Here is a 20774-nt window from a genome sequence, read left to right as displayed (position 1 = left end):
ACAGGATAGCGAGGACCTTGTAGGAGCTGGCTTGCCAGCGATGGCGCCACCACGGTCAATACACCACTTACCGATCAGCAAACCCCTTGCCCACCACCGCCAACTCCCCAATCAACCGCGCCGGCTGCCAGTGGTCACCCTGTTTGGTTTCCAGCTGCAGTAGCCGCTGATGAATATCCACCAACCCCTGCTGATCCGCCCAGGCCATCGGCCCGCCCTTGTCCGCCGGAAAACCATAACCGTTGAGGTAAACCAGATCGATGTCATGCGCCGACGCCGCAATCCCTTCCTGAAGAATCTTCGCCCCCTCGTTGACCAGTGCCAGCAAGCAGCGCTCCAGAATCTCCTCAGGCCCGATCTCGCGACGCTGGAAACCCAATCCTTCGCTGACCTCCAGCACCAGCGCATCCACCTGCACATCGTGCTCAGCCTGGCGACTGCCCGCTTCGTAGTGGTAATAGCCGTTGCCACTCTTCTGCCCGAAACGGCCCAGTTCGCACAGGCGGTTATCCACTTGAACCTGCGGCGCATCCTGCCCCTTGCCCGCCAGCTCCCGAGCCCGCCATTCGAGGTCGATACCAACCACGTCGTACATGCGGAACGGCCCCATGGCGAAACCGAACCCCTGCAACGCCGCATCCACCTGATAGGGGTAAGCGCCTTCAAGCAGCATCTTGCGTGCTTCCAGCACGTAGGTTTTGAGCATGCGGTTGCCAATGAAGCCCTCGCAGTTGCCCGATACCACACTGACCTTGCCCATGCGCTTGCCCAGGTCCAGCGCGGCTTCCAGCACCGCCGGTGAAGTCTGTGCGCCACGAACGATTTCCAGCAGTTTCATGATGTGCGCCGGGCTGAAGAAGTGCAGGCCCAGGACTTGTTTCGGGCGGCGGGTGGCGGCAGCAATGGCGTCGATATCCAGCGCCGACGTGTTGCTGGCTAGTATGGCTTCGGGCTTGAGCAGGCCATCCAGCTCGCGGAAGATTCTCTGCTTGAGCTCGAGGTTTTCGTAAACCGCCTCGATCACCAGATCGACCTCGCGGATCGCTGCGTAATCGGCAGCCGCCGTGACCCGTGCAATGCGCGCATCCGCTTCAGCCTGATCAATCCTTCCCTGCCGCACGTTGTGCGCATAGGTCTCAGCCACGGTGGCCAGTGCCTGCTCAAGCATCTGCGGATTGTTATCGACCCACTGCACCGGCACCCCGGCATTCGCCAGGCACATGACAATGCCACGGCCCATGGTGCCCGCACCGATGACGGCAGCGCGCTGAATGTTGAACGGTGTCTGGCTCATAGTTGTTCTCTTATTGGCGATCCAAAGACAGACCCCACCATAGTCAGCCACCCGGCTTTTTTGAAATTTATTCCTGTGATGGGGGACATTCAGCGGATGGATGCACGTCCGCCAGACACTGACATCCCTGTAGGAGCGAGCGGTGCGACGATTCGACTTGCCCGCGAAGGCGCCCCCAAGGTCACCGCAATGGCTGATGGCCTCATCGCCAGCAAGCCGGCTCCTACAGGGGTACGGGTCAGCCTGAGAGGTGTTGCTCAACCCAAGTCCGTACTTCGCCATACGGATACTCTTCCAGCGCCGCAAACCCCGGAATCGACCGAGCCTTGAGCTTGGTGAACAGCGGCACACTGATCCCGCACAGAAACCGTGTCACCCGCTCAGCGGGAGGAATGCCGCCGGTGTGCTGCTCGTGCCTGTGGATAAAACCACCACACAGCGCCTCGAAGTTTTTATCCACAAGCGCCGGCAACTCCGGCGGTGCGGGCAGCCGCGCCACGTGTCCGTGACACACCGAACAATGCCCGCACTGCTGCGGCGAGTTTTCGTCACCGAAGTATTCGGCCAGGCGATGACCCAGGCAGTGGTCAGTGGCGAACAGGTCCAGCATGGCGTGAATCCGCGCAATCTCGGTGCGTTCGTGCCGAGTGAAACAATCATGCAGTTCGGCACTCAGCGCCTGAATGTCGAATGCCGTTTGCAGCAGGCTGTAGACCTCGGTCATCTGCTTGCTTTCCAGCTCGACCCAACCCTTTTCCTGGAAGTAATCCAGCGCCTTGACCACCCGATTGCGCTCGGCTTGATGCTGCTCGTACAACGCATCGAAATTCACCGTCGCCCAGGTCCGCGCGCGGCTGGAGGTCTGGATGATGGCCGCGACGAAATCCTTGCGCTCGCCCTCGAAGCGGGCCAGCAAGTCTTCCGGCTCCAGCAAATACTTGAAGCGATATTCAGCGTAATAGGCGTAACGCGGGGCGATGATCCCGCGCAGCTCCAATTGCACCAGCAAGGTCTTGAGCGGCAACTGGCGAATGTTGCTCTGATCGGCCAACGGCCCTAGCAGAAACTCCCAATGCCCCTCGGGCACGGCGGCTTGCAATTCGTCGAGCACATGACGGATGCCTTCCAGCTCCGGCGTGTCGCCGTAGACGAAATTTTCCAGCACGTTGAGGCTGTCGCGGTTGGCCAGTACCAGGCAGTCCGATGGCTGACCGTCACGCCCGGCGCGACCAATTTCCTGGCTGTAGTTTTCGATGGATTTGGGCAGGTCGAAATGCACCACGTTGCGGATGTCGCTCTTGTCGATGCCCATGCCGAAGGCGATGGTGGCGACGATGCAATTGGACTGGCCACCCATGAATCGTTTCTGAATGGCTTCGCGTTGTTCGTGGGGTAAACCGGCGTGATAGGCCTCGGCCTGAATACCGTTGCGATCCAAGTGCTCAGCGATGTGTTCAGCGGTTTTCTGCAGCGTGACGTAGACGATGCTCGGCTGGTTGGGACGCTCGCTCATCCATTCGACCAAGCGTCGGCGTTTGTCCTGACCACGCACCGGTTCCACCAACAAGTTGAGGTTCGGCCGGTAGAAACCGGTGGTCACCACGTCATGCGGGGCAATGGCGAATTTCGCCTCCATGTCCGCGATCACTTTCGGGGTCGCGGTGGCGGTCAGCAACAACGCCTGAGGGATGTTGAACTGGCGCTGGTAATCTGGAAGTTTGAGGTAGTCGGGGCGGAAGTTATGACCCCACTCCGAGATGCAATGCGCCTCGTCCACCACCAGCAGCGAGATGGGCACTTGCTGCAAGAAATTGCGGAAGCGCTCGTTCTTCAGGCGCTCCACGGAAATCATCAGAATCTTCAATTCGCCGGACTTGGCGCGGGCCATCACGTCACCGGCGTCATCGCGGCTTTGAGCCGAATCGATACTGCCTGCCGAAATGCCATGGCGCTGCAGAAACGCCAATTGATCCTGCATCAACGCGAGCAGCGGCGAGACCACCAGCGTCAGGTGCGGCAGCAACACCGCCGACATCTGGTAACACAGGGACTTGCCTGAACCCGTGGGGAAAATCGCCGCCGCCGAGCGCCCGGCCATCACCGCGCTGACCACCGCCTCCTGGCCGGGTCGAAACTGTGGATAACCGAAAACCTGTTCCAGGGTGTTGTGCATAAGCTGTCACTCCGTTGACCGCTGCGAAGCCCAAAGCCTAGCCGGTGATCGCAGCGAGTCGAGAAAAGGTCGGGGGCAAAAACGATACGGGATGATACAGCGGATGGCGCGGAGGGGATTGCGGGGGTTGAGGAATATGGCGACCGGTAGATCGCCATCGCTGGCAAGCCAGCTCCTACAGTTGGGCTTCGGCGGACAGCGATTTTATAGGCGCACCTGCCCCTTGTAGGAGCTGGCTTGCCAGCGATGAGGCCTGCAGCCTCACCAAAAAATCATGGTTGATCCCTTCAGGGCACCAACACCGCAACCCGCAGCTGTTCATTCAACATCTGCTCATGAAACACCTGGCTCTTGCTCGCCCACACCGCATGGGCCGGGCTGATTTCGCCGGTGAACGCCGCCGCCAACTGACGCAAATCAGCGACGCTTCGCACACGCGGGCAGAACGGTTCGCCGTCGCAGTTCTGACTGGCGTTGCGGTAGGTGGTCAGCAACCTATCCCACAACCCGTCACGCACTTGTCGCACAGACTTGAGCTTCAATGCCTGCACGCCCAGACGCTGTTTCAGCCCCTGCTCGTCCAGCGATTCGCTGGCCAGCAACGCCTTGCCGAACATCAACACCTCCGCACGGGACGCGGTGTCCATGTTCGCCTGCGTGGTGAGGGCGTCCGGCCAACCGGTACGGGCCATGTTGGCCAGCATCATCGAACTGCCAGCGTCGGCCGCGCCCGTCAAACGACAAACACCCGCCCACAACAACAAAACCGAGGCCATACGTAGCCACTGCATACCTAATTCCCTTTAAGTGCCTAACCAGGCATTTTCGAAATGCCCTACAGATTCTGGCGCGCACCATACAGAGGTTTACTGCGCCGCGCCTGATAAACACGTAGGAAATTTCACCAGTAGGGGTTTCGGTGAAAAAAACCTCGGGAATCACGTAGGGCCAATGCCCGAAGACCAGTAAATCCCCTACACACTCTGTCGATTGCGGCTGTATTGCCGCAGCCCGCCGTCCCCTTCATAGTTTTCGGCGCGGCTGAAACAGTGTGTCGGCCTGCCCGACTTCCCAAAGGACTGCCCCTCGATGCAAGATCGCTACCGCCCCCTCAAAAGCAGCTACAGCGACACCCCGGTCCTGGTCATCGACACCGAGGCCGACCCACACGAAATCCTCGACGCCGCCCGCCAACGCATCCACGCCGCCAGCGACCTGCTCGAAACCCTGTATTGCCTGTGCTTCAAACAGGCAGACGCAAGCGACATCCCCAACATCGTCAACGCCCTCTACCTGCTGACCCAGGACGGCAACGAACTCCTCGAAATCGCCCGCCAACGCCTCCCAAAACTCACCGCCGGCTAATGCCCACCACCCCTTCTGTAGGAGCGAGGCTCGCCCGCGAAGAACGATAACGCGGTGTACCTGACTAAAAATTTCGGCTGGGGATAACTCCGTAGGCAACGCCCTATCAAAGCTTCCTCCCGGTCCTACAACACAAGACACCTTGTCGCCTATCGCCAACCGGTGGCTCGAATCTATAGTCGGACTGTCGCTGCCAATTCAGCGACTCAGGTTTGGTCACCTGAATTTGAGAGAAAACTTATGCATGCCCTTGTATGCTGCCGACTTCTTTTGTGTCGGCACGCTTTATGGCGGCTGTGTTTGGGACGCTTCTGCGTACCCGGGTTTTCTCTCCCTGGTTGACCAACCTGAACACAGTCCGCCACCCATCGTTTGGTCACGATAGTGGCGGGTCTTCAGCTACATAAAAGAGAAAATTCAAATGAATACCTGGAACCCGCTCACCGATCGCTACCGCCCACTCCAAACCAACCTCACCGATTCCCCACCCCTGATCATCGACACAGAAGCCAACCCGCAAGACATCCTCGAAGCCGCCCTCCAGCGCATCCGAGCCTCCAGCGAACTGCTCCGAACCCTGCACTGCCAAAGCTTCGAGCAAGGCGATCTAGAAGATATCCCCCACATCACCCACGCGCTCTACCTCCTGACCCAGGATGGCTGCGACCTACTCAAAGTCGCCCAACAACGCATGATGGGCTGGAAAGCGCCTGCCTGACGCTAAGCGCTAATAGGTAAGCCGCCCCCTTGTGGGAGCCGGCTTGCCTGCGCCTCGCAGGATTCGATACGTCACCAGAGGACCTCGTCACTCCACTTCCTGCGCGAGAGAAAGTGCTCGCCAAATACCGGGAAGACAATCCGTCACAATCTGCTCCTGCCCTTCCCACCACACCTGACGACCAATAAGATCCGCCCAAGCCCAACCGGACGCCCCCCCGAATGAACCTCGCCTCCAACTTCCCCGACGACCAAACCATGCACCTGCTCATGCAGCTGCTGCACGAGGAACTCGGCCTGCCCGAACGCAAAACCATCAGCCTCACCACCTCGATCAACTTCGACCTGGGCTGCGACGGTGCCGATGCTCAAAACCTGATGGAAGCACTGGAAGAACAGTTCGCCATCGACCTCATCGATTACGACGCCTATCGCTACTTCCAACCCGAAGGCTACGATGTCTTCCTCAAACGCAGGGCCAAGGGGCGTGGCGACAAAGTCCCGCTTACCATCGGCATGCTCTACCAGGCCATCAAGGCCCGACGCTGGGACACTCAGACGCTGGAAGGCTTCTAACGTCCGCAGCACACACCTATAAGGACATAGCGTGGACGTACTGATGGGTTTACTCGCCGCCTTACTGTGGGGCGGCACGGATTTTCTGGTGGGGTTGAATGCCCGCGCAGTGGGCGTCAAACGCGCGGTGTATTTCGGTCAGGCGCTGGGGTTCAGCATCATGAGCCTGCTGTTGATTGCCTTCCCCGCGTTCATCCTCAAATCGATATCGGCGTCACTCACTGTCTGGCTGTTCGGCGTTGTCGCCGCCGTGCTGACGGTGTCTGGTGCCCTCGCGTTGTCCAAAGCCTTTGCCCTCGGCAAAGCGTCTATCGTCGCGCCGCTGGTAACTTCTTATGGCGTTGTGACGACGTTGCTGTCCTGGGCCGGAGGTGAGCAGATCAGCCTGATTCAGCTGCTTTGCATTGCTCTGTGCGTGATCGGGGTGATTCTCTCCAGCATTCATTCCGACTCGAAAATCCCACACACCACTCAAGCCAGCAGCTCGATCGCCTACGCACTGTTGGCCGCCCTTTTCTATGGCACCAGTTTCTGGCTGCAAGGCCACTTTGTGCTTCCGGTCCTTGGTCCGGTAACGATGCTTTGGCTCGCCTATCTGGTTGGTCTGATCGTGCTGGTGGTTATCGTCCTGAGGATCGAGGACGGACTGAAAATCCCACCGTTGAAAAACTGCATGACGCTGACCGGCGCCAGCTTGATGAACCTGGGTGGGTTTTCTTCTTTCGCCTGGGGCGCGGTGGCAGGATCGGTTTCGGTGGTAACGGTGATCAGCACACTGTCCGGAGGAATCGCGGCGATTCTGGGATACGTATTCTTCAAGGAAAGGCTGGCAAAGTTACAGGTGCTTGGCGTGGTTCTGGTGTTGGTGGGCGCGTTCGTTTTGCACCTGAAAACCTGAGCCGTCCCCACAAAAAAGGCACCTTACGGAATCCAATACCTGTAGGAGCCAGCTTGCTGGCGATGGTGGTTAACGATAACGCGTGCTGTCTGGATAAACGCGGCGCACTTGGGTTTATCGCCAGCAAGCTGGCTCCTACAGGTAATGCGTTACCCACAAAAAAGCCGCCCCAAAGGGCGGCTTTTTCATTACATCAAACCAATCTTACAACTTCGGCCCAGCAGCCTTGATCGCGTCGCTCACTTCGAACTTCTTGAAGTTCTCAACAAACAACCCGGCCAGTGCTTTAGCCGCTTCATCGTAAGCAGCCTTGTCAGCCCAGGTGTTACGTGGGTTCAACAGGCCAGTTTCAACGCCCGGTACGGCCAGTGGCACGTCGAGGTTGATGGTGTCGAGGTGTTCGGTTTCAGCACCGATCAACGCGCCACTCTGGATCGCTGCGATGACGCCGCGAGTGGTCGGGATGTTGAAGCGTTTGCCGACGCCGTAGCCGCCGCCGGTCCAGCCGGTGTTGACCAGGTAGACCTTGGAGCCGAAGCCGCGGATGCGCTTGATCAGCAGTTCTGCGTATTCGCCGGCCGGACGCGGGAAGAACGGTGCGCCGAAGCAGGTGGAGAAGGTCGACTTGATGCCGCTGCCGGAACCCATTTCGGTCGAGCCCACCAGTGCGGTGTAGCCGGACAGGAAGTGGTAGGCCGCTTGTTCTTCGCTGAGGATCGACACTGGTGGCAGTACGCCGGTCAGGTCGCAGGTCAGGAAGATCACAGCGTTTGGCTCGCCACCGAGGTTCTTCTCGGAACGCTTGGCAACGTGCTCCAGCGGGTAGGCGGCGCGGCTGTTCTGGGTCAGGCTGACATCGGCGTAGTCGGCGTGCTTGGCGTCGTCGATCACGACGTTTTCCAGGACTGCGCCGTGCTTGATGGCTTTCCAGATGACCGGCTCGTTCTTCTCGGACAGGTCGATGCACTTGGCATAGCAACCGCCTTCGATGTTGAAGACAACGCCTTCGCCCCAGCCGTGTTCGTCGTCACCGATCAGGTAACGGCTTTCGTCGGCCGACAGGGTGGTTTTACCGGTGCCGGACAGGCCAAAGAACAGGGTCACGTCGCCCGCTTCGCCGATGTTGGCGGCGCAGTGCATCGGCAGCACGTCGGCAGCTGGCAGCAGGAAGTTCTGCACCGAGAACATGGCTTTCTTCATTTCACCGGCGTAACGCATGCCGGCGATCAGCACTTTCTTCTGTGCGAAGTTGATGATCACGCAACCGTCGGAGTTGGTGCCGTCACGCTCTGGCACGCACTCGAAGTTGGCAACGTTGAGCACTTGCCACTCTGCACGACCCGCCGGGTTGTACTGGGCCGGGTTGATGAACAGGCAACGACCGAACAGGTTCTGCCAGGCAGTCTGGGTGGTCATCTTCACGGCCAGGTAGTGATCTTCGGCCGCGCCTACATGCACGTGGGAAACGAAATGATCTTGCGCGTTGTTGAAGGCCTCGACGCGAGCCCACAGGGCATCGAACTTGTCGGCCGGGAACTTGCGGTTGATCGGGCCCCAGGCGATAGCGGCCTGGGTGGTCGGCTCTTCAACGATGAAACGATCGACTGGCGAGCGACCGGTACGGTGACCGGTGCGAACAACCAGCGCGCCGGTATCGGCAAGCTCGCCTTCACCGCGATTCAGGGCTTCTTTAACCAGATCATCAACACTCAGATCGGTGTACACGGCGTTATTGGCTTGCGTCATGAGGTTCCCCGTCGGCCAGTGGCCGAGTGCTCCAAACGTTTTGTAGTAGAAAGTCGTGCACTACTACCGCGAAAAAAGTGGGCCGGATTATGCCAGAAACGCCCAAAAAAAGTAGGGCCCTCCCGTCGTAACGGCGTTATTCCGGCACTTTCCAGTGAATTTACCTGCGCTGAACCGTTTTAGTGACGGGTATCTGACGGCGTGTCGACGCCCGCACCGGCGAATAATTGAACAATATCGGCGGCGTCGAACAGGTAACGTTCATTGCAGAACTGACAGTCGACCTCGATGTTGCCACCGTGTTCGACGACCAGGCTCTGCGCATCTTCCAGACCCAAACTGACCAGAGCATTGGCAGAACGTTCGCGCGAGCAGCTGCAACGGAAGCGCAATTTCTGCACATCGAACAGCCGGACCTGCTCTTCGTGGTAGAGACGATGGAGCACGGTTTCGTTGTCCAGACCGAGCAATTCATCGGCGGTCAGGGTACTGCCCAGCGCGGTGATGTGCTGCCAGCTGGCGGCGCGTTCTTCTTCGTCTTTCAGGCGGTCGGCGGGCAGTTGCTGCAGCAACAGGCCACGGGCGCGACGGCCATCGGCGTACAGCCAGAAACGTGTGCCCACCTGTTGCGACATCACGAAGTAGTTAGTGAAGCATTCCGAGAGGGTTTCGCCATCCAGGTCGACGATGCCCTGATAACGCTGGCCCACGGTCGGGTCGACGGTCAGCGCCAATACGCCGTTGGGCATCAGGTCGGCGAGTGTGGCGTCAGGGGCGATCTGGTCGGCCTCGTAACGGGCCAGACCACGGATGTCACGTTCGCTGGAGCATTCGATCATCAGCAACGGGATCGGGCCGTCGGACCGCGCCTGAAGAATCAGCAGACCATCAAACTTCAAGGTGCCGACCAGCAACGATGCCGCGGCCATCAGTTCGCCAAGCAGTTGCGCGACCGGCTCCGGATACGAGTGTTTGGCAAGGACCTCGGCGTAGCTGCGCTCCAACGAAACCAGCTCGCCGCGGGTGTCGCTGTCATCGAAGATGAAGCGTTGGGTGTAGTCGGTATCCGGTAGATCGGTCATAGGTCTGGGTATCTGAAGTAAATGATAAAAAGGTTACAAACGAGAAAATCGCGCCTCTGCAGCACCGTTTTGGTGCGCACTGTTCAGCCATGGGAGGCATTTTATGAACAATCCGGTTTTGTTCCAAGCAAGGTGGAACGTCTGCCGGTAGCGCTGTGCAACTTTGTGCCGCTGGCGCTGCTGGCCTTCTGGTTATGGCCTACAGGTCAGAGGCTGTGTGCGATTTTCGACGAGTGGCTTTCCATCCACTCGATTCGCCGCTGGCGATTCACCCGATATGGCTGCGCATTCGGGTAATTGCAAGTCTGCGACCGTTCGATGCGGTGGTTGGGGGATGCTAGTCGTCGGAGAAATATGGTGCGTAGCGCCCGATTTTTTCGTTGGAGGGCGAGTGCTGCGCACTCGATCGCCGGCAAGCCAGCGATAGCGTCAGCCCAGACAACGCAGAAGCAACAGCCTCACTCGTCGTTGCTGCTCCCACGAAATTTAAACAGATCCCGCCGCTGCTTCTTGCTTGGTTTGCCGTCAGTGCTCACGCCCAGCGAGCCCGCCTTGCGCATCGCCGCAGCCGCTTCGCGCTTGGCGATGCTGGCTTCGGTTTCGGCGTACAAGGTCTGAGCTTCCGGCGCACCACGGCGCACGATCGATAACGCCTGGACCACCACCGTGCGCTCTTCGAACCCTGCGCGAATCTGAAACTCGTCGCCGATCCGCGGCTCTTTGCCCGGCTTGCAGCGCTCACCACGGCAATGCACCTTGCCACTTTCAATCGCCGCTTTCGCCAAGGCACGTGTTTTATAAAAACGCGCGGCCCACAACCACTTATCGAGACGGACCTTGTCGTCCTCTTCGCTTTTTTGTGCCATGGAATTTCCTCATTCTGAAATATTGGTGAACTGTACTACCGTTTCTGTCGTGCCAGGATTTCCACCGACCCGTACTACAATGCGCACGCCACACCTCGCTTGCAGGGGTGGAATTCCGGGCTGTAGATATCTGTCGCCTTTTAACCATTATTCTGCGTGAATACCGCGAATCCGGCCGCGTGCGGCCCCAGCGGTATCCACCGGTTGAGTACCTTTGAAGACATTTGACCATTTGACCGTTGTCGGTCTGCGCGAGTGGGTGGCGCTCCCGGGTTTGGGAGTTGCGGGCCTGCGGGCAAAAATCGACACCGGTGCCAGCACCTCCAGCCTGCATGCCACTGACATCGAGCCGTTCGAGCGCGACGGCGAACAGTGGGTGCGCTTCACCGCGCACCTGGGCACGGTAGTGCAGTTGCGACACCGACGCTGTGAAGCACCGCTGGTGACGATGAAATCCATCAAGAGCTCCAACGGCCAGGCGCAGAAGCGTTACGTGGTCAGCACCACCCTGGCCCTCGGTGATCGGGTCTGGCCCGTCGAGTTCACACTCGCCTGCCGCAAGTCCATGCGTTATCGCCTGCTTCTCGGTTCCAAAGCCCTGATCGATGGCCAACTGGTAGTCAATCCGGGCATTAAGTATGTACAAGACAAGCCGGTGTTCCCGGTATCTACCTCCTCCACAGGTGTTGCATGAAGATCGCTGTGCTGTCGCGGAACCCGCGTCTGTATTCCACTCGTCGTCTGGTCGAAGCCGGTACCGAGCGTGGCCATGAAATGGTGGTGATCGACACCCTGCGCGCCTACATGAACATTGCCAGCCACAAACCGCAGATCCACTACCGCGGCAAGCCGCTGGAAGGTTTCGATGCGGTGATCCCCCGGATCGGTGCATCGGTAACGTTCTATGGCTGCGCGGTACTGCGTCAGTTTGAAATGATGGGGGTGTTCCCGCTTAACGAATCGGTGGCCATTGCCCGCTCGCGGGACAAACTGCGTTCGCTGCAATTGCTCTCGCGCCGCGGGATCGGTTTGCCGGTCACCGGGTTTGCCCACTCTCCGGATGACATTCCCGACCTGATCGACATGGTCAACGGCGCGCCGCTGGTGATCAAGGTGCTGGAAGGCACCCAGGGCATCGGCGTGGTGCTGTGCGAAACCGCAACGGCGGCGGAATCGGTGATCGAGGCGTTCATGGGCCTCAAGCAGAACATCATGGTTCAGGAATATATCAAGGAAGCCGGCGGTGCGGACATCCGCTGCTTCGTGGTCGGCGACAAGGTGATTGCAGCGATGAAGCGTCAGGCCAAGCCTGGGGAGTTTCGTTCCAACCTGCATCGCGGTGGCAGCGCCAGCCTGATCAAGATCACGCCGGAAGAACGCATGACTGCATTACGCGCTGCGAAGGTGATGGGACTGGCGGTGGCGGGTGTGGATATTCTGCGTTCGAATCACGGGCCGTTGGTGATGGAAGTGAATTCGTCGCCGGGGCTGGAAGGGATTGAAACCACCACCGGGAAGAATGTGGCGGGGATCATCATTGAGCATCTTGAGAAGAATGGTGGGCCGAATATGACTCGGACCAAGGGTAAGGGCTGATCCTGAATATGTGGCGGCAGTGATGCCGTCTTCGCGGGCAAGCCTCGCTCCTACATGGATTTGTGATCACTGTAGGAGCGAGCGGTGCGACGATTCGACTTGCCCGCGAAAGGGCCATCAGCCCCACTGAAGATCTCAGTTGTTAAACCGCATCCCGAGGCAACATCAACCCCAACGGCAACCGAACCCGCGCTTCCAGCCCACCGCCAGTACGATTGCGCAGCTCAACATTTCCACCATGCATCGAAGCAATCCGCTTCACGATGGCCAACCCCAACCCGGTCCCTTTGCCACCGCGAGCGCGATCCCCACGGGTAAACGGGTTGAAGATCGCCTCCAGCTCCGACGGATCAATCCCCGCCCCACGGTCCATGACGCTCAGCACCACATACGGGGCGCTGACATCCCCGGACACATAAGCCGCCACCTCAACACCGCTGCCGGCATGATGCAGCGCATTGCCGATCAGGTTGTTCAGCAACCGTTTCATGGACACGCGACGCAGCGGAAACGGCTGAATCGGCTCCAGACGCAGGCGTACTTTCTCTTCATTCTGGTTAAACGGCGCGGCGACTTCGCGGACCAGATCGCTCAAGTCCACCTCTTCCACCGATTCATCACGGCCATCGCGGATGAACGCGAGGAACTGGTCGAGAATCGCGTCCATGTCCTCGATGTCGCGGACCATGTCGTCCGTCAGATCGCTGTGGTCACCCATCAGTTCCAGTGACAAGCGCAAACGAGTCAGCGGTGTTCGCAGGTCATGGGACACCCCGGCCAGCATCAGCTCGCGCTCGCGGCCAGCCTGTTCGACGTCTTCGGCCATCTGGTTGAACGCGCGATACACCTCGGTCATCTCGCTCGGCGTGTCGCTGATCGGCAGGCGCACGCTGCGACCCTGGCCAAGTTGGCGGGCGGCATAGACCAGGCGCTTCAAGGGTTGATTGAGCTGACTGACGAAGATCCACGCCGAGGCGGTGGACAGCAAACCAATGGCAAGGAACCAGCCGAGCACGTTCCAGATTTTCTGGCCACGCAAAGGATGCGGATACAGCGGTACTTTCAGCCAGCCATCGCCCAGGCTCGGCGCCCGGACCCACAGCGCTGGCGGCGAGTGCATGCGTAATCGCACCTCGGTGTCGGCGCCGAGCTCGGCCTGCATCTGCCGCTGATAGATCTCGCTGTAAGGCCAGTGTTGCTCGCCTTCCGGCACGCCGGTGCCCACCACCCGGATCAGGGTCGCGGCTTCGGCAATCTTGTCGCGATTGTTTTCATCGGCCGCCCAATAGGCGCGCAGCGTCAGGGCGACGCCGTGGCTGTATTGACGATCCACCAGCACGTCTTCGTTCATCAACAGATAAACCAGGGTCAGCGCTTTGGAAAACAGGACGACAATCAGCACCAGCCACAGGGTGCGGGAGAAGAAACTCTGGGGGAACCAAACCGGGGTTTTCATGAATAACCGCTACACACTTGCAGGAGCGAGCGATGCTCGCATATTGCGGATCGCGAGTCTGCGGACAACATCATCCGCTCGACCCGCTCCTACAAATCGCCGATCACTTGGTGGCGGCGCCATCCGGAACGAACACGTAGCCCACGCCCCAGACAGTCTGGATGTAACGCGGCTTGGACGGATCAGGCTCGATCATCCGGCGCAGACGGGAGATCTGCACGTCGATGGAACGCTCCAGGGCATCCCACTCGCGGCCACGGGCCAGATTCATCAGTTTGTCGCGAGTCAGTGGCTGACGCGCGTTCATGACCAATGCCTTGAGTACCGCGAACTCACCGGTGGTGAGCATGTGCACTTCGTCACCGCGTTTCAGTTCGCGAGTGGCCAGGGACAGTTCGTAGTCACCGAAGGTCACGCTTTCGTCTTCGCTGCCCGGCGCACCCGGCACCGGCGCCGATTGACGACGCAGGACCGCTTTGACGCGAGCCATCAGCTCATCCGGGTTGAATGGCTTGGCCAGGTAATCGTCGGCGCCCAGTTCCAGGCCCTTGATGCGGCTCAGCTCGTCGCCCTTGGCGGTGAGCATGATGATCGGAATCTGATTGTTCGCGCCGCGCAGACGGCGGCAGGCGGTCAGACCGTCTTCGCCGGGCAGCATCAGATCGAGGACGACCAGGTTGAACACTTCACGCGCCAGCAGGCGGTCCATTTGTTCGGTGTTCGGTACGGCGCGGGCGCGGTAGCCCTTGCTGACGAAAAAGCGTTCCAGCAGGCTGCTGAGCCCCGGATCGTCGTCAACGATAAGAATTTTTTCGCCTTCAGCAATGTTTGCAGTGCTGCTCATTGGATGCTCCTTTGATCTCGGCGCGCATTATGGCGTAGCTGCCGTTATACGCACCGTGTGCATTGTTAGCAGATTTTTCCTTCACCGCCAGAAATCCGGGCATTGTGCCTACAGCCTGTGATGCCCCCGAATGACAGAACGCTGGTTATAATGCGCGGCCTTTTGTGTCAGGCAACGTCTGATCGTTACCGTCGCGGCGGCTTTTTATTTTCATCGCCACGGCAGTAATTGTTCGATTTCACGGGTCAACGGGATGCCTGTTGATCCAGGTAGCGGCGCAGGCCAGGCCGCTCAACCAGACTCGCCGAGCCTTTATCCCCGCGCCCGCGAGCCTGCTTTCACAATTTGTCAGGTGGTTTTATGGACAGCATCAACAGCCGCATCGCCGAGGAACTCGGCGTACGCCCACAACAGGTCGAAGCGGCCGTCGCGCTACTCGATGAAGGCTCTACCGTTCCCTTCATCGCCCGTTACCGGAAAGAAGTGACCGGCAGCCTCGATGACATCCAGTTGCGTCATCTGGAAGAGCGTCTGCGCTACCTGCGAGAACTCGACGAACGGCGCATCAGCATCCTCGCCAGCATCGAAGAGCAAGGCAAGCTGACCCCGCAACTTGAACGCGACATCAAGCTCGCCGACACCAAGACCCGCCTCGAAGACTTGTACCTGCCGTACAAGCAGAAGCGCCGCACCAAGGGCCAGATCGCCCTGGAAGCCGGCCTCGGCGATTTGGCCGACGGCCTGTTCAACGATCCCTCGCTGGCCCCGGACACCGAAGCCGCACGCTTCATCAACGCCGAAAAAGGCGTGGCCGATGTGAAGGCGGCCCTCGAAGGCGCCAAGTACATCCTCATGGAGCGCTTCGCCGAAGACGCTGGCCTGCTGGACAAGCTGCGCAACTACTTGAAGCAGGAAGCCACCCTCAGTGCCCGCGTGATCGCCGGCAAGGAAGAGGAAGGCGCCAAGTTCCGCGACTATTTCGAACACGACGAACCGCTGAAAAGCATGCCGTCGCACCGCGCGCTGGCGATTTTCCGTGGCCGCAACGAAGGCATTCTCAGCTCCGCGCTGAAAGTCGGCGACGAACTGCCGGGCACCATGCACCCGTGCGAAGGCATGATCGGCCAGCAGTTCGGTATCCAGAACCAGAACCGCGCCGCCGACAAATGGCTGGGCGAAGTGGTGCGCTGGACCTGGAAGGTCAAGCTCTACACCCACCTCGAAACCGACCTGCTGGGTGAACTGCGCGATGGCGCGGAAACCGAAGCGATCAACGTGTTCGCGCACAACCTGCACGACCTGCTGCTATCGGCTCCGGCCGGCCCGCGTGCCACCCTGGGCCTCGACCCCGGCCTGCGCACCGGTTGCAAGGTCGCCGTGGTCGACGCCACCGGCAAGCTGCTGGATCACGCCACGGTTTACCCGCACGTGCCGCACAACAAGTGGGACCAGACCCTGGCGATTCTCGCCGCCCTGTGCGCCAAGCACTCGGTGGACCTGATCGCCATCGGCAACGGCACCGCCAGCCGCGAAACCGACAAGCTGGCTGCTGAACTGATCAAAAAATACCCAGCCATGAAGATGACCAAAGTCATGGTCTCCGAAGCCGGTGCATCGGTTTACTCGGCGTCGGAACTGGCCTCCAAGGAATTCCCGGACCTCGACGTGTCGATCCGTGGCGCGGTGTCCATCGCCCGTCGCTTGCAGGATCCGCTGGCCGAGCTGGTTAAAATCGATCCGAAATCCATCGGTGTCGGCCAGTACCAGCACGACGTGTCGCAGCTGAAACTGGCGCGCGGCCTGGACGCGGTGGTCGAGGACTGCGTGAACGCCGTCGGCGTGGACGTGAACACCGCTTCCGTGGCGCTGCTGGCCCGTATCTCCGGCCTCAACGCGACCCTGGCGCAGAACATCGTCAGCCACCGTGACGAGCACGGCGCGTTCAAAACCCGCGCAGCGTTGAAGAAAGTGGCGCGTCTGGGCGAAAAAACCTTCGAACAGGCCGCCGGGTTCCTACGCGTGATGAACGGCGACAACCCGCTGGATTCGTCTGCGGTTCACCCGGAAGCCTATCCGCTGGTGCAACGCATCGCTGCTGAAACCGATCGGGATATTCGCTCGCTGATCGGCGACGCGAGCTTCCTCAAGCGTCTTGATCCGAAGAAGTACACCGACGAAACCTTCGGTCTGCCGACGGTCACCGACATCCTGCAAGAGCTGGAAAAACCTGGCCGCGACCCGCGTCCTGAGTTCAAGACCGCCGAGTTCCAGGAAGGCGTCGAAGACCTCAAGGACCTGCAACTGGGCATGATCCTCGAAGGCGTCGTGACCAACGTGACCAACTTCGGTGCATTCGTCGATATCGGCGTGCATCAGGACGGTTTGGTGCACATCTCTGCGCTTTCGGAGAAGTTCATCAAGGATCCGCGCGAAGCGGTGAAGGCCGGCGACGTGGTGAAAGTGAAGGTCATGGAAGTCGATATCCCGCGCAAACGCGTCGGTCTGTCGATGCGCATGAGCGACACGCCGGGCGAGAAAATCGACGGTGCCCGTGGTGCGCGTCCGGGGTCGGCACCGCGCCAGTCCCAGAACACTGCACCGCGCAAGGAAACCACGGCAGCGGCCCCGTCCAACAACGCCATGGCTTCGTTGTTCGCTAACGCCAAGCAGTTGAAGAAACGCTGATGGAAATCCCGGCCGGGCTGACCGAAAGCGCGTTTTTCAAGCTGCTGGGCTGTCGCTTGCACAGCCTGGAAACCGGGGTGGCGCAAGTCGCCCTGGCGCTGGAACCCGAACTGCGCAATCGCGGCGGCAAGCTGCACGGCGGGGCATTGTTCAGCCTGGTGGACATTGCCATGGGGCTGGCCTGTTCCAGCACCCACGGCTTTGACCAGCAGAGCGCGACCATCGAGTGCAAGATCAACTACATCCGCGCCGTTTCCGACGGTGAGGTGATGTGCACGGCGCGGGTGATCCACCCGGGCCGCCGCACGCTGGTGGTCGAAGCCGACGTGATGCAGGGCGACAAACTCGTCGCAAAAGCACAAGGCACGTTCGCTGTCCTGTAGATGAATGCCATCATTTTGAGTTAATTTCAGCGCAACGAAACCTGTGGGAGCGAGACCGGCTTGCCGGCGATGGCGATGTGTCAGTCAACATATGAGTCGCCTGACAATCCGCCATCGCCGGCAAGCCGGTCTCGCTCCCACAGGGATTGTGCAGTTCTTTACTGACCGGCATGGCTTGCGCGGTTGCAAAAACCAGGCGAAAACGCCAGTTTCAACTTCACCCTTGTAGACCGTCCTGCCCACCCCCATATTGGGGCGACTGACGCGTGAAGGAATCCAACTTGAGCGAACTTCTCAACCGCCGCCTGGCTCTGCTCGGCGAGCGCGCTAACCTCTCTCTGCTCGAACAGTGCCTTCACGGCATCGAACGTGAATGCCTGCGCGTGACCGGCGAAGGTCGCCTGGCGCAAACGCCGCACCCGGAAGAATTGGGTTCCGCGCTGACCAACGAACAAATCACCACCGACTATTCCGAGTCGCTGCTGGAGTTCATCACGCCCGCCCTGCCCGACCCGGCCGAGACCCTGGCGAGCCTGGACAGGATTCACCGTTTTGCCTACAGCAAGCTCGGCAACGAGTACCTGTGGAGTCCATCGATGCCGTGCCCGTTGCCGGCCGAGGAAGATATTCCGATCGCCTATTACGGCACCTCCAACATCGGCAAGCTCAAGTATGTCTACCGCAAGGGCCTGGCCCTGCGCTACGGCAAGACCATGCAGTGCATCGCCGGGATTCACTACAACTTCTCCCTGCCGGAGAAGCTCTGGCCGCTGCTCAAGCAGGCGGAAGGTTTTGTCGGTACTGACCGAGACTATCAGTCGTCGGCCTACATCGCGCTGATCCGTAACTTCCGCCGCTACAGCTGGCTGCTGATGTACCTGTTCGGTGCTTCGCCAGCGCTGGACGCCGGTTTCCTGCGCGGTCGCACGCATCAGTTGGAACAGCTGGACCCGGACACCTTGTACCTGCCGTACGCCACCAGCCTGCGCATGAGCGATCTGGGTTACCAGAGCAACGCCCAGGCCGGCCTGACGCCGTGCTACAACGATCTGTCGAGCTACACCGACAGCCTGCGCAAAGCGGTGGCCACACCGTATGCGCCGTATGTCGAAATCGGCACGCACCAGGACGGTGAGTGGGTTCAGCTCAACACCAACATCCTGCAGATCGAAAACGAGTACTACTCCAACATCCGCCCGAAACGCGTGACCTACACCGGCGAACGGCCGATCCAGGCGCTGGTGGCCCGTGGCATTCAGTACGTCGAAGTGCGCTGCCTGGACATCAACCCGTTCCTGCCGATGGGTATCGACCTCACCGAGTCGCGGTTCCTGGATGCGTTCCTGCTGTATTGCGCGCTGAACGACAGCCCGCTGTTGACCAGTAATTCGTGCGGCAACGCGACATCGAACTTCCTCAGCGTGGTCAAGGAAGGTCGCCGTCCGGGCCTGCAACTGCAACGCGACGGTCAACCGGTTGACCTGAAGGAATGGGCGGGCGAGTTGCTGGAGAAGATTGCGCCACTGGCGGCGTTGCTGGATCAGAGCCATGGCGGCGATGCGCACAGCAAGGCATTGGACGCGCAACTGGCCAAGGTCAAGGATTCGTCCCTGACGCCATCGGCCCAGGTGCTGGCGGCAATGGCCGAACACAAGGAAAGCTTCAGCCAGTTCTCCCTGCGCCAGAGCCAGGCCCATGCGGAATATTTCCGCAGCGAGCCGTTGAGCAGCGAAGACCAGGCAACGTTTGAAGAGCGCGCACGCTCCTCGCTGGCGGAGCAAGTGGAGCTGGAGCAGAACGAAGTCGGCGATTTCGATGTGTTTGTCGGCTCGTATCAGGCGAGCATTTTGGCGATCAGCAACTAACCTCTGAAGGTCCTTCGAATCTTTTCGCGGGCAAGCCTCGCTCCTACAGTTTTGTGTCGGTCACCCAGTTGTGACTCGACCCCCAACCTGTAGGAGCGAGGCTTGCCCGCGAAGGCTGCGCCGCGGTCTTGCTTAGAATTTTCCGCTCATAAGCTCATTCGAAAAAGTTATTTATTTTCGGATTCTTATATCATTTAGTCTCTTTTTCACGCCGACTCTCGGTCCGCCTGAAAAGGAGCTTCCCAATGAAACTGCATTTCCCTCTTCGCCTCCTGGCGGCCGCGTCTTTGGCTGCGGCGAGTTTCTTTGCCCAGGCGGCTGACGTGACGGTCGCCTACCAGACCACCGTGGACCCGGCGAAAGTCGCCCAGGCCGACGGCGCCTACGAAAAAGCCACCAACGCCAAGATCGACTGGCGCAAATTCGACAACGGTGCCGACATCATCGCCGCCATCGCTTCCGGCGACGTGCAAATCGGCTACCTCGGTTCCAGCCCTCTGACGGCTGCAATCACCCGCAAAGTCCCGGTTGAAACCTTCCTCATCGCCACCCAGATCGGCGCCGCTGAAGCCCTGGTTGCCCGCGACGGCTCCGGGATCAAGACGCCGCAAGACCTGATCGGCAAGAAAATCGCCGTGCCGTTCGTTTCCACCGGCCACTACAGCCTGCTCGCCGCGTTGAAACACTGGAACATCGACCCTTCGAAAGTCACCGTGCTCAACCTCGCCCCGCCAGCCATCATCGCCGCATGGAAACGCGGTGACATCGACGCCACCTACGTGTGGGACCCAGCGCTCGGTGTGGCCAAGGAAAACGGCAAAGTGCTGATCACCTCCGGTGAACTGGCCAAGTTCGGCGCACCAACGTTCGATGCCTGGATCGTGCGTAAAGACTTCGCCGAGAAGCACCCGGAAATCGTCACCGCGTTCGCCAAAGTCACCCTCGACGCCTACGCCGATTACCGCAAAGACCCTAAAGCCTGGCTCGCCAATCAATCCAACGTCGACAAGCTGGTGAAGCTGTCCGGTGCCAAGGCCAGCGACATTCCGCTGCTGCTGCAAGGCAACGTCTATCCGCTGGCGGCTGATCAGGTGATCACCCTCGGCGCGCCGACCACCAAAGCCATCACCGACACCGCCGTGTTCCTGAAAGAACAAGGCAAGGTCGAGGCCGTGCTGCCGGACTACGCGCCGTACGTCAGCGCCAAGTTCATCACCAACTGATCGGG

18 protein-coding genes and 1 pseudogene are annotated in these 20774 nt (G+C 59.9%); 11 read left to right on the top strand and 8 right to left on the bottom strand.

The features are described 5' to 3' along the window. Positions 1-67 precede the first annotated feature (67 nt). From J4E42_RS15680 to J4E42_RS15670, 3 genes are all read right to left on the bottom strand, one after another. Entirely contained in the window at positions 68-1294 is a 1227-nt protein-coding gene (locus J4E42_RS15680) for a 3-hydroxyacyl-CoA dehydrogenase (protein ID WP_207285587.1), read from the bottom strand. Positions 1295-1532: 238 nt separating this feature from the next. Further along, entirely contained in the window at positions 1533-3467 is a 1935-nt protein-coding gene (locus J4E42_RS15675; protein WP_207285586.1) for an ATP-dependent DNA helicase RecQ, read from the bottom strand. A gap of 287 nt (positions 3468-3754) precedes the next feature. Continuing rightward, positions 3755-4258 carry a hypothetical protein gene (locus J4E42_RS15670; RefSeq protein ID WP_008040133.1) on the bottom strand — a complete coding sequence of 168 codons (504 nt, stop codon included), beginning with the start codon at positions 4256-4258 and terminating at the stop codon, positions 3755-3757. A gap of 298 nt (positions 4259-4556) precedes the next feature. Between J4E42_RS15670 and J4E42_RS15665 the strand changes: the two genes are divergently transcribed. From J4E42_RS15665 to J4E42_RS15650, 4 genes are all read left to right on the top strand, one after another. Next, positions 4557-4832 carry a hypothetical protein gene (locus tag J4E42_RS15665; RefSeq protein WP_207285585.1) on the top strand — a complete coding sequence of 92 codons (276 nt, stop codon included), beginning with the start codon at positions 4557-4559 and terminating at the stop codon, positions 4830-4832. A 421-nt stretch (positions 4833-5253) separates the two neighbouring features. Then, positions 5254-5550, top strand: coding sequence for a hypothetical protein (locus J4E42_RS15660; RefSeq protein ID WP_008025053.1), 297 nt, complete (start codon positions 5254-5256; stop codon positions 5548-5550). 221 nt (positions 5551-5771) lie between these two features. After that, positions 5772-6125, top strand: coding sequence for a DUF1493 family protein (locus J4E42_RS15655; RefSeq protein ID WP_008025055.1), 354 nt, complete (start codon positions 5772-5774; stop codon positions 6123-6125). Between the two features lie 43 nt (positions 6126-6168). After that, positions 6169-7023, top strand: a complete 855-nt coding sequence (locus tag J4E42_RS15650) for an EamA family transporter (RefSeq protein WP_008040147.1) — start codon at positions 6169-6171, stop codon at positions 7021-7023. 204 nt (positions 7024-7227) lie between these two features. On the opposite strand, the gene J4E42_RS15645 is transcribed toward J4E42_RS15650, so the two are convergent. Continuing rightward, positions 7228-8769, bottom strand: a complete 1542-nt coding sequence (locus J4E42_RS15645; protein WP_008025058.1) for a phosphoenolpyruvate carboxykinase — start codon at positions 8767-8769, stop codon at positions 7228-7230. 179 nt (positions 8770-8948) lie between these two features. Next, entirely contained in the window at positions 8949-9851 is a 903-nt protein-coding gene (hslO, locus tag J4E42_RS15640) for an Hsp33 family molecular chaperone HslO (protein ID WP_207285584.1), read from the bottom strand. A 103-nt stretch (positions 9852-9954) separates the two neighbouring features. Between hslO and J4E42_RS29485 the strand changes: the two are divergent. Then, positions 9955-10183, top strand: a pseudogene (locus J4E42_RS29485) (phosphoesterase); the annotation flags it as partial. Between the two features lie 126 nt (positions 10184-10309). Here J4E42_RS29485 and J4E42_RS15635 read toward each other — a convergent pair. After that, a complete protein-coding gene (locus J4E42_RS15635) occupies positions 10310-10717 on the bottom strand; it encodes an RNA-binding S4 domain-containing protein (protein WP_008025063.1) in 408 nt (135 codons plus the stop codon). Positions 10718-10964: 247 nt separating this feature from the next. On the opposite strand from J4E42_RS15635, the gene J4E42_RS15630 reads away from it, so the two are divergent. Beyond that, complete coding sequence (locus J4E42_RS15630; protein ID WP_177318178.1) at positions 10965-11411, top strand: ATP-dependent zinc protease; 447 nt, start codon at positions 10965-10967, stop codon at positions 11409-11411. Further along, complete coding sequence (gene rimK / locus J4E42_RS15625) at positions 11408-12313, top strand: 30S ribosomal protein S6--L-glutamate ligase (RefSeq protein ID WP_007949201.1); 906 nt, start codon at positions 11408-11410, stop codon at positions 12311-12313. Before J4E42_RS15630 ends, rimK begins: the two co-directional genes overlap by 4 nt. Positions 12314-12455: 142 nt before the next feature. On the opposite strand, the gene J4E42_RS15620 is transcribed toward rimK, so the two are convergent. Together J4E42_RS15620 and ompR are read right to left on the bottom strand one after the other, a co-directional pair. Next, a complete protein-coding gene (locus tag J4E42_RS15620; RefSeq protein WP_192226739.1) occupies positions 12456-13769 on the bottom strand; it encodes an ATP-binding protein in 1314 nt (437 codons plus the stop codon). Between the two features lie 103 nt (positions 13770-13872). Then, on the bottom strand, positions 13873-14613 hold the full coding sequence (gene ompR / locus J4E42_RS15615; protein ID WP_008032260.1) for a two-component system response regulator OmpR: 741 nt from the start codon (positions 14611-14613) through the stop codon (positions 13873-13875). Between the two features lie 360 nt (positions 14614-14973). On the opposite strand from ompR, the gene J4E42_RS15610 reads away from it, so the two are divergent. The 4 genes from J4E42_RS15610 (at position 14974) to tauA (ending at position 20769) form a co-directional block, all read left to right on the top strand. Continuing rightward, the gene (locus J4E42_RS15610) at positions 14974-17298 is read left to right on the top strand and encodes a Tex family protein (RefSeq protein ID WP_207285583.1); all 2325 of its coding nucleotides are present in this window, start codon (positions 14974-14976) and stop codon (positions 17296-17298) included. Further along, the gene (locus J4E42_RS15605; RefSeq protein WP_008019061.1) at positions 17298-17681 is read left to right on the top strand and encodes a PaaI family thioesterase; all 384 of its coding nucleotides are present in this window, start codon (positions 17298-17300) and stop codon (positions 17679-17681) included. Before J4E42_RS15610 ends, J4E42_RS15605 begins: the two co-directional genes overlap by 1 nt. Before the next feature lie 281 nt (positions 17682-17962). Continuing rightward, positions 17963-19546 (top strand): glutamate--cysteine ligase, encoded by a 1584-nt coding sequence (gene gshA / locus J4E42_RS15600; RefSeq protein WP_008040158.1) that lies wholly within the window; start codon positions 17963-17965, stop codon positions 19544-19546. Between the two features lie 245 nt (positions 19547-19791). Next, entirely contained in the window at positions 19792-20769 is a 978-nt protein-coding gene (gene tauA / locus J4E42_RS15595; protein ID WP_008032265.1) for a taurine ABC transporter substrate-binding protein, read from the top strand. Positions 20770-20774 lie beyond the last annotated feature (5 nt).

It is taken from the genome of Pseudomonas sp. FW300-N2A2 (assembly GCF_017351735.1).
GTDB classification, from domain to species: Bacteria; Pseudomonadota; Gammaproteobacteria; order Pseudomonadales; family Pseudomonadaceae; genus Aquipseudomonas; species Aquipseudomonas migulae.
The sequence above is the reverse complement of the archived record's forward strand: the minus strand, read 5'-3'. Positions and strand labels throughout refer to the sequence as shown.